Annotated in this window: 14 protein-coding genes; 10 read left to right on the plus strand and 4 right to left on the minus strand. The window is 34.3% G+C overall.

Annotation, left to right across the window (positions count from 1 at the left end; genetic code table 11):
• Positions 1-6: 6 nt before the first annotated feature.
• Positions 7-1,191, minus strand: coding sequence for a radical SAM/CxCxxxxC motif protein YfkAB (yfkAB, locus tag AC4GZ8_RS16610; protein WP_491083007.1), 1,185 nt, complete (start codon positions 1,189-1,191; stop codon positions 7-9).
• A gap of 190 nt (positions 1,192-1,381) precedes the next feature.
• Between yfkAB and AC4GZ8_RS16615 the strand changes: the two genes are divergently transcribed.
• Together AC4GZ8_RS16615 and AC4GZ8_RS16620 are read left to right on the plus strand one after the other, a co-directional pair.
• Positions 1,382-2,902, plus strand: a complete 1,521-nt coding sequence (locus AC4GZ8_RS16615; RefSeq protein ID WP_491083008.1) for a recombinase family protein — start codon at positions 1,382-1,384, stop codon at positions 2,900-2,902.
• A 114-nt stretch (positions 2,903-3,016) separates the two neighbouring features.
• Entirely contained in the window at positions 3,017-3,871 is an 855-nt protein-coding gene (locus AC4GZ8_RS16620; protein ID WP_491083009.1) for a recombinase family protein, read from the plus strand.
• A gap of 58 nt (positions 3,872-3,929) precedes the next feature.
• On the opposite strand, the gene AC4GZ8_RS16625 is transcribed toward AC4GZ8_RS16620, so the two are convergent.
• On the minus strand, positions 3,930-5,123 hold the full coding sequence (locus AC4GZ8_RS16625; protein WP_491083010.1) for a protein kinase domain-containing protein: 1,194 nt from the start codon (positions 5,121-5,123) through the stop codon (positions 3,930-3,932).
• 141 nt (positions 5,124-5,264) lie between these two features.
• Here AC4GZ8_RS16625 and AC4GZ8_RS16630 point away from each other — a divergent pair, with 141 nt between their 5' ends.
• The 3 genes from AC4GZ8_RS16630 (at position 5,265) to AC4GZ8_RS16640 (ending at position 7,726) form a co-directional block, all read left to right on the plus strand.
• A complete protein-coding gene (locus tag AC4GZ8_RS16630; protein ID WP_491083011.1) occupies positions 5,265-6,281 on the plus strand; it encodes a DUF4917 family protein in 1,017 nt (338 codons plus the stop codon).
• A gap of 378 nt (positions 6,282-6,659) precedes the next feature.
• A complete protein-coding gene (locus AC4GZ8_RS16635) occupies positions 6,660-6,932 on the plus strand; it encodes a type II toxin-antitoxin system HicB family antitoxin (protein ID WP_491083012.1) in 273 nt (90 codons plus the stop codon).
• 353 nt (positions 6,933-7,285) lie between these two features.
• A complete protein-coding gene (locus AC4GZ8_RS16640) occupies positions 7,286-7,726 on the plus strand; it encodes an Hsp20/alpha crystallin family protein (RefSeq protein ID WP_491083013.1) in 441 nt (146 codons plus the stop codon).
• Positions 7,727-9,023: 1,297 nt separating this feature from the next.
• Here the strand turns inward: AC4GZ8_RS16640 and AC4GZ8_RS16645 are convergent.
• Together AC4GZ8_RS16645 and AC4GZ8_RS16650 are read right to left on the minus strand one after the other, a co-directional pair.
• Entirely contained in the window at positions 9,024-9,974 is a 951-nt protein-coding gene (locus tag AC4GZ8_RS16645) for a helix-turn-helix domain-containing protein (RefSeq protein WP_491083014.1), read from the minus strand.
• 180 nt (positions 9,975-10,154) lie between these two features.
• On the minus strand, positions 10,155-10,316 hold the full coding sequence (locus AC4GZ8_RS16650) for a hypothetical protein (protein ID WP_491083015.1): 162 nt from the start codon (positions 10,314-10,316) through the stop codon (positions 10,155-10,157).
• 1,009 nt (positions 10,317-11,325) lie between these two features.
• On the opposite strand from AC4GZ8_RS16650, the gene AC4GZ8_RS16655 reads away from it, so the two are divergent.
• The 5 genes from AC4GZ8_RS16655 to AC4GZ8_RS16675 all read left to right on the plus strand — a co-directional run bounded on the left by AC4GZ8_RS16655 (position 11,326) and on the right by AC4GZ8_RS16675 (position 14,276).
• Positions 11,326-12,318 (plus strand): helix-turn-helix domain-containing protein, encoded by a 993-nt coding sequence (locus AC4GZ8_RS16655; protein WP_491083016.1) that lies wholly within the window; start codon positions 11,326-11,328, stop codon positions 12,316-12,318.
• A 17-nt stretch (positions 12,319-12,335) separates the two neighbouring features.
• Positions 12,336-12,983 (plus strand): hypothetical protein, encoded by a 648-nt coding sequence (locus AC4GZ8_RS16660; RefSeq protein WP_491083017.1) that lies wholly within the window; start codon positions 12,336-12,338, stop codon positions 12,981-12,983.
• A gap of 12 nt (positions 12,984-12,995) precedes the next feature.
• Positions 12,996-13,259 carry a hypothetical protein gene (locus tag AC4GZ8_RS16665; RefSeq protein WP_491083018.1) on the plus strand — a complete coding sequence of 88 codons (264 nt, stop codon included), beginning with the start codon at positions 12,996-12,998 and terminating at the stop codon, positions 13,257-13,259.
• Between the two features lie 214 nt (positions 13,260-13,473).
• The gene (locus tag AC4GZ8_RS16670) at positions 13,474-13,788 is read left to right on the plus strand and encodes a hypothetical protein (protein ID WP_491083019.1); all 315 of its coding nucleotides are present in this window, start codon (positions 13,474-13,476) and stop codon (positions 13,786-13,788) included.
• Positions 13,788-14,276: a helix-turn-helix domain-containing protein gene (locus AC4GZ8_RS16675; RefSeq protein ID WP_491083020.1), complete on the plus strand. Its 489-nt coding sequence runs from the start codon at positions 13,788-13,790 to the stop codon at positions 14,274-14,276. Before AC4GZ8_RS16670 ends, AC4GZ8_RS16675 begins: the two co-directional genes overlap by 1 nt.
• The last annotated feature ends 58 nt before the right edge of the window (positions 14,277-14,334 follow it).

Here is a 14,334-nt window from a genome sequence, read left to right on the forward strand (position 1 = left end):
GTCACCTTAAATCTTTGATTTTCGTTTTGTAAAGTCTACGTCACGATAATAACTATTCTTTACAAGTACATTCGGACCTAGACATTGGACAGATGGACAATGACAGTTTAGTGATTTAGCTATACTTGAATCCATCCATTTAGAATAAGCAGATTGAAGCGTGTTTTCAGTGATATTTCCAAGTGCTGGTGTATCGCCAAAGTCTGTCACGATAATATCTCCATTAAAAATATTCACATTTAAACGTGAGCGGCCATCTGGGTCATTTCGGACAGTGACGTTTTTACTTTCTCTTAGCCGCTTGATGAGAGCTAAATCCTCTGTGTTTTCGGTACATGCGTAGAATGGTAAAGTACCGAATAACATCCAGGTATTTTCATCTCTAATATCAAGTAAGTGATGGATTGCTTTGCGCATTTCAGGAAGAGACAGAGTTTCTAATGAACTGGCAAAATCACTTGGATACATGGTATGTAATGAATCTTGCAACCTATTGGATGCTGTCATACTAACATATCCACTATCATACATAGGGTGAATTTCATGCCTTTGGCATCCCATCTCCTCAACTACCTGCTTATGAATTTTTTCTAAGTGAGGAGCTGTCCTGCTGTTTATCATGGTTTCAGCAGATACTAAAACTCCCATATCTGATAAAGCCTTAGAGTTACTTATCATCCTGTCAAACAATGCTTTTCTTTGTTCCCTTGTAGGCTTTCTTTCCATCATGGCAAATCCTGTATCTATAAACTCATCCTCTGTTACCCAATTATGAGAAATATGTAATACATCTATATAAGGTGCTATGAGTTTATATCTGTCTAAGTCTAATGTAAGATTAGAGTTTATTTGAGTATAGATGCCTCTGCTATGAGCATATTTCAATAAAGGTAATACATAATTTTCTACTGACTTTAAGGACAGCATAGGCTCTCCTCCTGTAATGCTCATAGTCCTCAAGGTAGATACCTCATCTAATCTTTGCAGTATAAGCTCTAAAGGTAATGCCTCAGAGTCCTTAGTTACAAGAGTATGTCCTACAGCACAATGAGCACATCTCATATTACAGAGATGAGTGGTAGTAAATTCTATACTGGATAAAGTTTGTTTACCATACTGCTCTACATCTAGATAAGCCTCCCAAGCATCATTTTTAATACTGATTTTGGGTTTGGTTACTTGTTTATTCATCTTAAAAACTCCTATCTTATTAATACCTAATTATTATGAGCAGTAGTTATTATTTATGTCAATGTATGCGAGATACCTTTGAGCTTCCTATGTAATAAATCTTGCAACCTATCAAAAAATTTATATAATAAATAATAGACTAAGCAATATGCTTACAGTTTTCAGGATAGAGAGAGGAGAACATTTGCATATGGTGCAGACAAAAAATAAAAAGCTAGTAGCTATCTATGTCAGGAAGTCAAGGCTTAAAGATGCTGACTCAATGGAGATAGAAAGACAGTTAGAACTACTTATTGACTATGCAGAAAAGAATAACATGGATTATGAGGTCTTTTCTGAGGAAGGTAGCTCAGAGGACTGGAATAGACCTGAGTTTCAAAGGATGCTTATGGAGCTTAAAAGAAATATTTATGATGGAGTCCTTTGTACAGATCAGGACAGGATAACAAGAGACAGGACAGATTTTGGACTTTTTGTAAGGTTTATGAGAGCTGAGGCTTTACAGCTCTATACATTGAATAAGACTTATAACTTTATGAATGATGAGGATGTATTTGTAACAGGTATACAGTCAGAGATGGATAACCATTTTATGAGGATGACAAAGAGAAAGCTCAGGAGAGGAAGAATACAGGCTATTAAGAAAGGAGTTTATTTTGGGATTGCTCCTTTTGGCTATACAAAAGATGAGCAAAAGCATCTCCTCCCTCATCCTACTGAGGCTAAGATTGTAGAAGATATTTATAGAATGTATGTAGAGGAAGGGCTTAATCAGACTGAGATTTGTGAGCAGTTGACTCTCAGAGGGATTAAAACAAGGTCAGGAAAAGATTTTACTCCTAGAGCTACCTCCCTCATCTTATCTAATGTAGCTTATAGAGGGATAGTACATTATGAGCTAGAGGGTGAGGATGTTATTCATGTAGAGGAGGCTCATCCTGCTTTAGTAGATGCAGATACTTACAAGAAAGCTCAGCAGATTAGAGCAGGAAAAAGGACTTTGCCTCAACATTCTCAAAGAGGAGTTTACACTCTCTCCAGATTGTTAGAATGTCCTTCTTGTCATCAAACATTATCTTTCTGTAATAAGTATACAAAGAAAGAGGCTAGAAGGGCTTTAGATAAATCTCAGAGAGAGCTTTATATCCTTAACTGCTTTGCTAGTAAATCTCAGAGAGCTAAGCAGGAGTTTACAGGAGAAAGATGCAAAAATAATGGAGTTAAGGCATCTAGAGTAGAGGAAAAGCTGTTCTATGAGCTTCAACAGCATCTTGTAGAACTTGATGCAAAGATTGAGGCTATTGTAGCAGGAGATACATCTTTCCTTAGCTCAGTAGCTCTTAAACAGCAAGAGCTAACAAAGAGATTTAATGAGTTAGAGGCTCAGAAAAAAAGAGTACAGGATGGATTTAAAGCAGGTATCTATGAGGCTGATGAGGCATCTGAGGAGATTAAGTCCATTAAGGAGCTACAGGTACAGATACAGGAGGAGCTACAGGGCTTAGAGGGAGCAGATGCTAAGTCTGAGGTAGATAAACATAAAAAGGCTAAGGCTAAGATTGAGATGTATTTGTCTATGGATATTAATGCTAATCCTACAAAGGCTAATAAGCTGTTACATGATGTAATTGATAAAGTTTATTACTGGAAAGAACAATCAGACAAAGATGGAAAGCCTAAGGACTTTGAAATAAAAGTTATATACAAGTAAGAGACTGAGTAGGATGCTAATGCTCCTGCTCTTTTATTTTACTCTTTACAGGCTCAGATTCCTGATGATATACTTTTGATACATACTTTTGATACAATATAGGGAGAGGTAAGAATGATTAAGATTGAGAATAAAGTTATTACCTGCCTAGATGGTAAGCAAAGAGTATTTAACTCTTATGGAAAAAACAGCATTAGCTACAACAGCTATAAAGATGGTAAAGCTACAGGCAGGACTTTTATTATTAAAGATGGTAAATATCCTAAGTTTGTTACTAAGGAGATGCTTTTTGAGGCTGCTTTTGAGACAGTAACTGAGACTGCTCAGGAGGCTCATATAGAGGAAATAGCTCAACCTGAGACTTATGAAACTACTTTTGAGACAAAGGCTAATACAGGCAGGATTGTAGGCTATATGAGAATAAGTACAGAGAAAGACTCTCAAAAGTTTGACAGACAGGAGGCTCAGTTATTGGAGGCAGGAGCTGAGGTCTTATATGCAGATAGAATGTCAGGAGCAAAAAGGCAAAGACCTAATCTAGACAAGATGCTAGAGGAGCTACAGGAAGGGGATACAGTCCTCATAGTTAGCATTGATAGACTCTCAAGATCAACTAAAGATTTACTTGAAATAGTGGAGATAATAAAAAGCAAAAATGCTTTTTTAAAAAGTTTAAATGACAGTTGGCTAGATACTACATCTGAAAATCCTTTGTCAGATTTTCTCCTTACAGTTATGGGAGCTTTAGGACAAATGGAAAGGCAGATGATTACTCAGAGAGTTAAAGAAGGAGTTAAGGTTGCTCAGGCTAAAGGAGTTAAATTTGGTAGACCAAAAGTTAAAGCTAGTAAGGTAGAATATGCACTAGAGCTGTATGAAACAGGACAGTATACAGTAAAAGAGATTACTGATATTACAGGAGTAAGTAAGGCTACACTATACAGAAAGATAAAAGAAAAATTAGGCTAATAAGCAATAAAAAAGGATAATTCAATATAGGATTATCCTTTTTAAAAAATATTATCACTTAGGATAAAATATGTACTATTTTGTTGAAAGCATCTTGTAACTCTTCAACATCTTTATATCTACTGTTTAGGTCATCTGATATACCCTTCTCAATGAATTTCTTGAATTCATTATTTTTATAAGAATCCAATTTGGTCTTTCCAGTCATTACAAAATAGACAATTCTAGTTAAAGCATATGTTTCATGGAGAATATTATATTTGTCAAACCCAATTAACTCTAATTTAGGATCATTAAAATACCCTTTTATTGTTGTATTTTTATTAGTTAATACACTATCCTCTAATTTAACTAAGCCAAAATCAGATACTTTAATTACATTCAAATCATCATATTTTTTTATCAATATGTTTTTAGTACTTATATCTCTGTGTAAAACACCTTTACCATTAATGTAAATAAAAGCCCTTAATATCTGTCTAACCAGACCTACCCTTTCCTTAATTTCCATAACACCATTGTTTTTTTGAATATATGAATCTAAAGTATCATCTGCAAACTCCATGACATACTGCTGCTTTTCTTCATCAAAATGATATACCTCAATAACATAAGGAGATTTTAACTTTTTCATTTCCTCAAATTCTCTCTTAAATCTCTGGTACTCATCTTGAGTTAAATCTTTATTAGCCTTTTTTATAACAAAATTTCTATCATAGTAGTCATCCTTGTACTTATGAACAGTGGCATATGAACCAGTACCAATTGCTTTTGTAGGAAAGGACACTTTTCTGTCTACTCTATTTATGGTTACCCCTGTTTCAAATGTAAAGATTGGTTCAGCATCAATTATATTTATCAATTCAAAATCCCCAGGAATAGTACTACCACTACTTTCTACAAGAAATTTATCACACCTATCTAATATCTCTTTGTAGTATGGAATTACAGAAAAATAATAATCTGAACCTTTTAAAGTTGATTGCATTGAAAATATTTCATCTATTAAAAACATTAATTGTCTACTTTCATGAGCATTATAATGCCTGTTACTCTTTAACTTACCATTTAGGAATTTAAATAAATAATTAAGATAGAAATGGATAGAAGAAAATAACTCTTTAAATACTGGAAACTTTATATCATCATAAAAATCTATATATCTATTTACATTTTCATAAGTAAATCTCTCAAAATGATCATCAACTTTAGTATTTATATATATTAACTGGTTATCCTTGAGGAAAGGCATTTCATTTCTCCTTTAGATTTTTAATAAGAAAATTATATCATATCATTGGAAAATAATGATAATTCTATAAATAGGAAGTATAACAAATAATCCTTTTTTGCTAAGATTAAAGGACAGATCATTGAGAAGGGGATTTTTATTATGATAGAAAGTTATCAAGAACTCTATGAAACTGGAAGAATAAAAACTGAGCATTTATTAATAGGTAATGGTTTCTCAATTGGTATATGGAGAGATTTTAATTATACATCTTTGTATGAAAAACAGCAGGAATCCCTTGAGATCAGAGATAGAATGTTATTTAAACAGTTAAACACAACTAATTTTGAAGTGGTTTTGGAAAATATAATAAAGGCAGTACACATTAATCAGATATTTAATTATGAGGTATATGAACTTTTACAGAGTTATGAAAGGATTAAGAATGCCTTAATACAAGCAGTGATTAAAGTACATCCTGAAAACTATGAATTACAATTAAATAGTGACATTGAATTAAATAATACCTTTAAAATTTTTAAAAAGAGTATCTTTACTACTAACTATGACCTAATCCCCTATTGGTTACATATTAAGTTACTTAAACAGCAAAGAGTTATTAATGATTTTTTTAGAAACAATGGGAAACTATATTTAAACTTTGTACCAGAGAGTATTAATAATTCCTTAAACTTATATTATTTACATGGTGGATTACACTTGTTTGTTAATAAAGAGAATCTAATACAGAAAGTTAAAAAGGGTTCACATCAATTTCTTATTGATGCTGTTACTGAATCTATGTCCAAAAACAATATACCTCTTTATGTATCTGAGGGTAAATGGGAAGATAAATTAGAACAAATTCAGTCTAATAGATATTTAAGATATTGTTATGAGGCTTTAAAAAGTAGAAAAGGACATTTAACTATTTTTGGACATGAATTGAGTGAGTCTGCTGATAGACATATAGTTGAGGCAATTAAAGATTCTAAAATAGATGTAATAGCCTATGGAATATTTGATTTGGACAAAAAGGAGGCTATTTCTGAAAGGATTAGAGGATACTTTGAAAGTAAAGATGTTATCTTCTTTAACTCAAGGAGTTTTAATGAATCTATTGATTTTATTACTAATCCAATAGTTTGGGGAAATAGACCAGGTTACAGACACAGGTAGATTCTTTTTTTCTCCCATTCCACATAAATTTTTAAATAACTATCCCCTTTACAATTAGTGATAGATGTAGATAATAGAACTTGAAAAAATTAAGCAAAAAAGGTTAGGTGATGGTATGGAACATAAAAAGTATTCACTGTATAAAAATGGAGTATACTTACATGATTTTAATACTATGACTGAATGCTCTAAATGGCTAGAGAATATTATAGGTGGCTCTTTGTATCAGGGCTTGAGTAGGATTAGAGATGGTAAGTGGACTCCTGATGAAAAGTCTCAGCTATTTGGCTATGAGGTGAAAACTAATAAGCATTAACAACAGGAGGGCTTTTGCTCTCCTCTAATTATTTGATACATACAAAAGGGGAGGTCATGAGAATGGCTGTATATAGCTATTATTCACTTATTGAAAAAGATGAGGATGGAGCTTTTATAGTTACTTTTCCTGACTTAGACAATGTTTTTACAGATGGCAGTACTCTTAAAGAGGCTGTAGAGATGGCTGAGGATGTTTTAGGACTGATGTTAGGCTATGCTGAGGATCAAGGAGAGACTTTGCCTACTGCAAGTAAGGCTGGGGATATTCTAGTACCTGAGGGAGTTAGTTTGGTACTAATTACTGTAGATACTGATAAATATAAGGAGAGTTGAGAAAAATTCTCTCTTTTTGCATAGATTTCACTTTTTATTAGAAACTATAATTGAGGTGAACTTATGTATAAATTTAGATTTATTAAGAAAATAAATACCATGTATTATTCTGCTATTATAGGCTTAGTCCTAACAACTATCTATACAATCATACTGATGATATTTTCAGCAAGGACTAACTTTAGGGTAAGAAGAATATTAAAGATGTTGAAAAATGAGAGCTGATGGGTTCTCATTTTTTTTTATAGGATTCATTTTCTAACACTGATACAACAGCTTATAAATTAAATGAATAACTACATGGTAAATGCAAATAATACTTTGTGTTAAAAACTACTTAGGAGTTGAAACAAATGGCATTAATACCTTATGACCCATTTAGAAATTTATCTAACATGAGAAGAGAATTGGACAGATTTTTCAATGATTTCCCTTTTGATTTTGGTAATGATATGAACCAATTAGGAAATATAAGAGTTGATGTACATGAAACAGATAATGAGGTAGTAGCAACTTGTGACATTCCAGGCTTACAGAGTAAAGAAGATGTAAACATTGATATTGAAAATAATGTATTGAAAATTAGTGGCTCAATTAACAGAACAAATGAGATTAAAGAAGAGAATATGCATAGAAGAGAAAGATACACAGGTAGCTTTCACAGAGCTATCACACTGCCATCTCCTGTTTCTGAGGAAGGTATAAAAGCTACTTATAAAAATGGTGTTCTAGAAGTCACTATGCCTAAGCAAACTCAAACAAATAGAAAGAAAATTGATGTAGATTTCCATTAATATGTCCAGCCTGTTACCTGTAATGAAAGAGTTTGGCAGGGATTACTTGCAAGAAATTGCTGAGGAACATTCAGACTTAGTGGATTTACTAATCTTATGTTGTCACCTTCCTGACCAAAAGAAACAACTTATTTTAAGAGAGATGACAAACTCCATAAAAAAGTCCTACAATCTATATTCATAGGGCATTACTTTTATTATTTTACAATCCTTCCTCTGAGTTTGAAAAAATAGGATGATAAAATTTTATAAGATTTTGCCCATTTTTAAGGTGGGGTATTTCTATTTAGTTTCCATTGATAAGCATTTCAGGAGCTGTCAGGTACTGTAACAGCTTGAGTAGCCTCCTGAGTTGCTTAAAAAGGAATTTGTATAATTTGTTCAGGACTTTCATCTCAGGATAGGGAGTGTTCCCCCAAAGGGGAGGGGGAAATTTCCACTTTAAAACTAAACAGATTTATATTCACTTGACTACAACTATAGCATAAGCATCATGCTGTATTACTGCTTTTACATTGGTCTCAAAAACTACACTTATTGAAACCTTTTTTCTGACAATATAAGCAGATGCAGTATCAGTATCTCAGACAGTCTCATATCCTTGTCTCAAAATAGGTATCCCTTTGTTATCCCTCAGCATAGCCCTACACTATTTACACAGCAGGAGGCACAGGATGCTCCTCTTATTCCTCTTTTTACAACAGAAAGGATAAGACAGAGGAGAGGCAGTAAATGCAGTCAGGGCAAGGGCTGAGGGTTTATTCAATGCTTTATCCTATTAAAGTATCAGAGACAGGGAGAGGCAGGGAAAGGGTTGGATTCTTGGGTATTTTAGGTACATACTACATCTTGTATTAAACCTGTGGATAACTTACACACAAGCTACTATATGTAGTGGTATCAAGGTTCATAACTGTCTCAAAACTGTCTCAAAAGTACCTCCCCTATATAAAAATCATCCCCCTATAAACAAAAAAAGAGAGCCTAACCTGCTCCAACATAGGAACAAGCTAGACTCTGGAATTAGGTTTTTAAAGCCTTGAAAGAAATTAAAGAAAACATAGGCTAATAGATACTAATAGAGTGACTTTAAGGAGGCTAGAGAGAATATTAGACTAAATAGCTTTAATAAGGTAAAAAGCCTAATATCCTAACTAGCTTTGCTAATTTCTCCTGAGAAGTCATGTAACTACAAAAATAACTACAGAATGAGATGCAAGAGAGTATATCTCAACTCCCTTACAACTCTATATATGTCTGTAGCTATTTCTTTAAAGTGAGCATCCTAAATATTTTCTTATAGTCCAAACAATGCTAGAGCTTTATCATTATCAGCATCTATACTCTCTGATTTAAACCTTTTAGCTCCTGCATTAGCTTTAGCCTCTGCTGTCTCTTTACCTCTCTTAAACTTTACAACATTCTTAGCCTCTGGAGCTTTTTCAACAGGCTTAATATCTGGAGCATCCTTAAACTCCCTAGCATCCTCTAGAAAGTCCTTAAAAATATCCTCAGTCATTGTATTATCCTCCTCTGTATTATCTTTGTCAGTCACATTTTCATTTTCTAATCTAATGTTATTATAGGGAGCTTGCTCCTCATCCTCTACAATCACAGGCATAATAAAAAGGCTATCCTCTGCATCATCTGCTGTAGGACTAGCCTCCTCCTTTTCTTTTTTATCTACAACACTATCTGTATCATTTTCTTCAAAAGCATCATCTGCATCTAAAAAGTTATCAATATCATCATCCAGAATAATTTCCTCATCATCAGGAACATAAGCCTCAAAAGCTAACTCAGCATTAACAAGATGATACAAGTAAAAAGGCTTATTAGTCTTAGGATTAACAAACATATCTCCAATTAAGAGAGTCCTACCTGCAAACTGCTTATCTAACAGCTCATTCTTAATGATCTGAGCTACTTGTCTCCTGTCCTTTAGCCCTACAATATCTGCTAGAGTCTGCTGAGAGGCAAAAGTAAAGCCCTCCTCATCCATACAAGATGCAAGAGCAAACAATAGCTTAAAAGCAGTAGGCTTAATCTCTGCTAGTCCTCCCTCTCTTACAAAGTCTAGCTTAAAGTTTATAGCTCCATCATTGTACAGCTCCCCATCAGCATCTACTTTCTGTACTACATTCAAAGTAACAGCAGGAGGCTGAGCAACTAAGCCTTTTTCTTTTACCTGCTTTTTTAATGTTTCTTTAGCCTCTGTAATAATATCTTTCTTTATTTTTGTACTCATTACCATTATCCCCTTTTGTATTAATTTTGTAGTTTTATATCTTTGTAGTTATATTTTTGTATTAACTAATTACTGTCTCTTTTGTTTCTATAATTTCTATAATTACTATAGATACTATAAATACTATAGTGTAAGGTTTTTATCATGGTGGGAAATTTATGATGGTGGGAAATTTCCTACCTACCTTATATCTTTATCTGCCTGGGCTACATTCTGAGCAGTATCTTGAGCCTTATCCTTAGCAGTAGCCTCAGCTTTTGCCTTAGCTTTCTCAGCCTTATACTGAGCATATCCTGCTAGATAATTCTCATAGTTAGTCCTGTCATGCTTATTCTTTCTCATGCTGTTCATCCTCCTCTTATTTTTGTAGTTATTGCAGGTTAAAGATTTCTCTTTTTTGCAACAACTCCAGCTCATACTATTGTCTGACTGAGAGAGGGCATCTAAAGTAGGTGGATGAGTTTTTTTTAAGTTATTTTACTAATCATCCATTATGGATGGTCAGCTTCACACATAATTTGTGTAGAGGTCAGGACAGAATATAGACAGCAGACCTCAGGAGCAGGATCTGGCTGATGGTGGGAATTTCCCCCCCTACCTTAAATCAGGAGGTGAGATAGCTGCTCTTTGTACCAATTTGGATAACATACATGAGGGAGCTACAGAGAAAGTCTGCTAAATCTTAAAGTATCTGAGGTAAAGTTTTTAAAATTTTTTAGGAGGCTCAAACTCTTGTGGCTCAAGGGCTGAGGGTATTAGGAAAAAATTTCTACAAAAATTCCACTTTAAACAAAAGGCTCTAATTGACCAATATACTGGAGAGAGAAAGTTAATAATAACTGTTAAATAAATCAGTATTAAAGATAGTAATTAAGATAATAAGTATTAAAGATGTAAATCATGAAATGATTTAAGGATAAGTATGCTACTTTGTAGCCTAAAAGATATTAAAGCCTAAAGGCTTGGAGCAAAGCTCCCCAACAAAATAATAAATGATACATAACCACAATCTTTGTAGATACAACATAATTAAATCAATAAGAAATGCTCTCCCTTAGCCTTTTGTTTACTCCTTCTCTCTCAGGCTTTGGGAGGGTATTTTTTTTTGTCCATTTTTAGATGGTAAAAAATTCTTTGAACTTTTTTTGTAACAATACTTTTCTTAGCCTCCAATACTTGTCCAAGTATATAGAGAAGGGAGTAGAGGTTTTAGCTTGTCTGCCCAACAGCTCCAGATGCCTCTATTCCCTTTTCTATCCTATCCCTTTATAAGTTTTTTAATTAAAAAGACAGTTAGATACTCAATAGGTCAGGTTTTTAAGTCTAATAAAGAAATTAAGGAGGTTACAGCATGGACAAACAGCAAAAGATTGAGCAGTACCTTACAGAGACTGCTCCTAAATCTCAGCTAGATATTGTCTTAGCTTTTGCAGAGGTAAAAGTAAGATATGGAGCTACTCAGAAAGAGGTAGCTAAGTTTTTAGGCATTAATGACAGGAGCATCAGGCAATACATCTCCAACTACAAAGAGGAATATGAGGCTAGGTTAGCTGAGCTAGAGGAAGAGGTAGAGCCTGAGATTGATATTAGTCAGCTAGGCAGGACTATTACTGAGGAGCAACTTGATAAATTTGTAGATAGCTTGTTTAAGTCTGCTATTACAGGTAGTGCAAGAGACAAACAGCTCTTTATTGAGTTTACAGGCTTATCAGCAGATGAGGTCTTAACATTCCAAAAGAATAAAGCTAAGAGCCTCAGATATTGGATTAGAGGAGAGCTTGGCAGTATCAGTCAGTATATGAATACAAGGACTTTAGGGCTTATGACAGAAAGCTCTGAGCTGATCTACAGAGGAACTAAAGACTCTGCTAAAAATCCTCAGAATTATGTTAATAAAGATGTATCAGATGAGAGCTTTGCTAAGGAGCTGATGTTTTGGGGTTTAGTACATCTTAACCTTTTAAATGGTATAGAGCATCCTGATACAGAGCTAATGGCTACAGCAGTCAGATTAGACAGAGTTATTAACAATATTCCTGAGACCTTTAACAAGCATGAGGTTAAGAAATATGCAAAAGGTGAGCCTATCTCAGAGGTTAAAAAGAAAGTATCTGATGAGGAATGGATGCAGATGCTTACTGAGATATTTGGCAAGGATGAGGCTGAGGAAATTATGTACAGGAAAAGAATAGCTCAGAATACAGTTAAAGCTCCTGAGGTAGTTAAGGTAGATGTAGAGCAAAGAGCTACAAAGTATCAGGATGAATTAGAGGTTTTACTTACTGCTGAGGAGCATATGAAAAAATTGATAAGAGAGACTTTATTAAACCACAAAAATAATTAAGAGGAGATTGATAGATTATGAATAAAACTAAAGCAACTTTTATAGCAGGATTAGCAGTATTAGGATTTGAGAGCAAAGCTCAGGAGGTATTAGTAAATGATATTAAAGCTCAGCTTACAACTCTTGAGAAAGCTCAGGATGCTGTAGACAATGTAGAGGAAATTAGTGAGAAATATGCTACTCTCTCAGCTAATATGATGGCTCAAAAGCAGATGATGCTACAGGCTATTACAGAGCTTAATGAGGATATTGAGAAATTAGACTCTACAGCTCCAGACTTTGTAGAAAAGATTATGGCTACTAATGTAGAGATTGAGGCTACAGAGGCTAAGATTAAGGCTGTAGAGAAAGCTAATTTAGCTCTAGGAGGCAAAGCTAAGGCTGAAACTTTGGATGCTTTAGCAGAAGGATATAAAGAGCTTAGAGAGCTATCTGCTGAGCTTACAGGTCTTATTGATGAGGTTGCTCAGATTGTTAATAAAGCTAATAAGGCTCAGATTTTTACAGCTCTAAGGTCAGTAGTAAATGAGGTCAAAGGCTTAGGCTACTCTTTAAGGGATGTAGCTAACAGCATTGGAGCAGATAGAGTAACTCATAATGGAGTTAGATTTTACTATAGTGATATTAGTCTTGAGACTGCTATTACTAGAATTGAAAGGATGTAAAGGATGAGGAATATGAATGAATTACAGATTAGAGTAGAGGCAGTAATTAAGGCTAAAGAAATAGTTATTAGTAAAGTAACTCCTCAGGAGGTAGAGGAAGTATATGGGGAGTATTTCAAAAAGTACAATGATACTTTATTTGACTACCTAATGATTTTACATGAGCTTGATACTGAGACAGCAAAGAGACTAGGTAAGGATTTAGAGACTTGTAGTAATGAGATTACTAAGCATCTAGAGTCTCTAGGTTTAGAAAGTTTGATATACAAGTTTTAAAGTAACAGGTGGAGAGACCTGCTTAGCAAAGGAGACAGACTCAGTAACAAGGAGAAAATGCTAATTTCAACTGAGGAGGTCTAAACATGATTGTATTAGAAGTCATTGGAGCAGTATTACTAGCTAGTTTTGTTAATAAGTTTTGTAACTAATGGGAGGCAGAAGATGCCTCTCTTTTTTATTGCAGACAACTACAACAGAGGAGAGGTTACAGATGATTGACTATAAATTTAACACTTACAGAGTATCAGGAGAAAAAGCTCAGGAGTTATCTAGAACAGCTTATCAGCTTATGAGGTCAGGAAATGCTATGGTGTCAGGTCAACTATTGGGAGAGATATTGTACAGCTCCAGAGTAGAAGGCAAGTCTCATAAAGAGATTAAACAAAGATTTCCTTATTTATCTCAAATGATTATTAAAGGACTTTTGAGAGGTACTTATGCTCCTGATACATTCTCTCTTTTCTGCTATATGGAGGAGCATGAGCCTGAGATGCTAGACAGATTATTTAAAGGAGGAGAAAGATGATGCCTAACAAAGCTATTCTACAGAGAAAAAAGGAGCTTATACAAGAGGAGGAGCAACAAAGGAAAGAGGATGCTTTAGATAATCAATTATTTGAGGCTCTAGAGATCATGAGAAAGCCTACAAAGCTAGGCATTAATAAAGATAATAAGTTTGTAGAGCTTTATCCTGTACCTGTTTTTAAAGGTCACTATGTTACAGGAGTAAAATACAGGACTACAAAAGCTGTAGAGCTACCTGATGAGCTGTTTGAGAGACTTTGCATCTTAGAAGATGAGATAGAGGCATTATCTCCTAAGTCTGAGGCTGAGAAAGCTCCTAAGGGAGATACAATAGGTAGACCTGTTAAGTATGCTCCTGAGGAGGTTGCTGAGTGGGTACAGCTTAGAGAGCAGGGCTTAACTTATGGAGAGATTGCAGAGGCTACAGGAGCTACAAAAAGCTCAGTAAGTAACTATTTAAGAAAGTACAACAGGCAGAGGGCTGAATAAAAGCTCTTTGCCTTTTTTGTTTATATAACCCCTGCTCAGTCACAAAATGGATTTTTCT

The organism is Metabacillus sp. RB-C-LZQ-3-1 (assembly GCF_058315175.1).

Coding starts and splice junctions, on each gene's coding strand:
- AC4GZ8_RS16615 (WP_491083008.1), top strand. CDS start 1,382: ATGGTGCAGACAAAAAATAAAAAGCTAGTAGCTATCTATGTCAGGAAG.
- AC4GZ8_RS16645 (WP_491083014.1), bottom strand. CDS start 9,974: ATGAGTACAAAAATAAAGAAAGATATTATTACAGAGGCTAAAGAAACA.
- AC4GZ8_RS16630 (WP_491083011.1), top strand. CDS start 5,265: ATGATAGAAAGTTATCAAGAACTCTATGAAACTGGAAGAATAAAAACT.
- AC4GZ8_RS16635 (WP_491083012.1), top strand. CDS start 6,660: ATGGCTGTATATAGCTATTATTCACTTATTGAAAAAGATGAGGATGGA.
- AC4GZ8_RS16660 (WP_491083017.1), top strand. CDS start 12,336: ATGAATAAAACTAAAGCAACTTTTATAGCAGGATTAGCAGTATTAGGA.
- AC4GZ8_RS16620 (WP_491083009.1), top strand. CDS start 3,017: ATGATTAAGATTGAGAATAAAGTTATTACCTGCCTAGATGGTAAGCAA.
- AC4GZ8_RS16665 (WP_491083018.1), top strand. CDS start 12,996: ATGAATGAATTACAGATTAGAGTAGAGGCAGTAATTAAGGCTAAAGAA.
- AC4GZ8_RS16675 (WP_491083020.1), top strand. CDS start 13,788: ATGCCTAACAAAGCTATTCTACAGAGAAAAAAGGAGCTTATACAAGAG.
- AC4GZ8_RS16670 (WP_491083019.1), top strand. CDS start 13,474: ATGATTGACTATAAATTTAACACTTACAGAGTATCAGGAGAAAAAGCT.
- AC4GZ8_RS16655 (WP_491083016.1), top strand. CDS start 11,326: ATGGACAAACAGCAAAAGATTGAGCAGTACCTTACAGAGACTGCTCCT.
- yfkAB (WP_491083007.1), bottom strand. CDS start 1,191: ATGAATAAACAAGTAACCAAACCCAAAATCAGTATTAAAAATGATGCT.
- AC4GZ8_RS16640 (WP_491083013.1), top strand. CDS start 7,286: ATGGCATTAATACCTTATGACCCATTTAGAAATTTATCTAACATGAGA.
- AC4GZ8_RS16650 (WP_491083015.1), bottom strand. CDS start 10,316: ATGAGAAAGAATAAGCATGACAGGACTAACTATGAGAATTATCTAGCA.
- AC4GZ8_RS16625 (WP_491083010.1), bottom strand. CDS start 5,123: ATGCCTTTCCTCAAGGATAACCAGTTAATATATATAAATACTAAAGTT.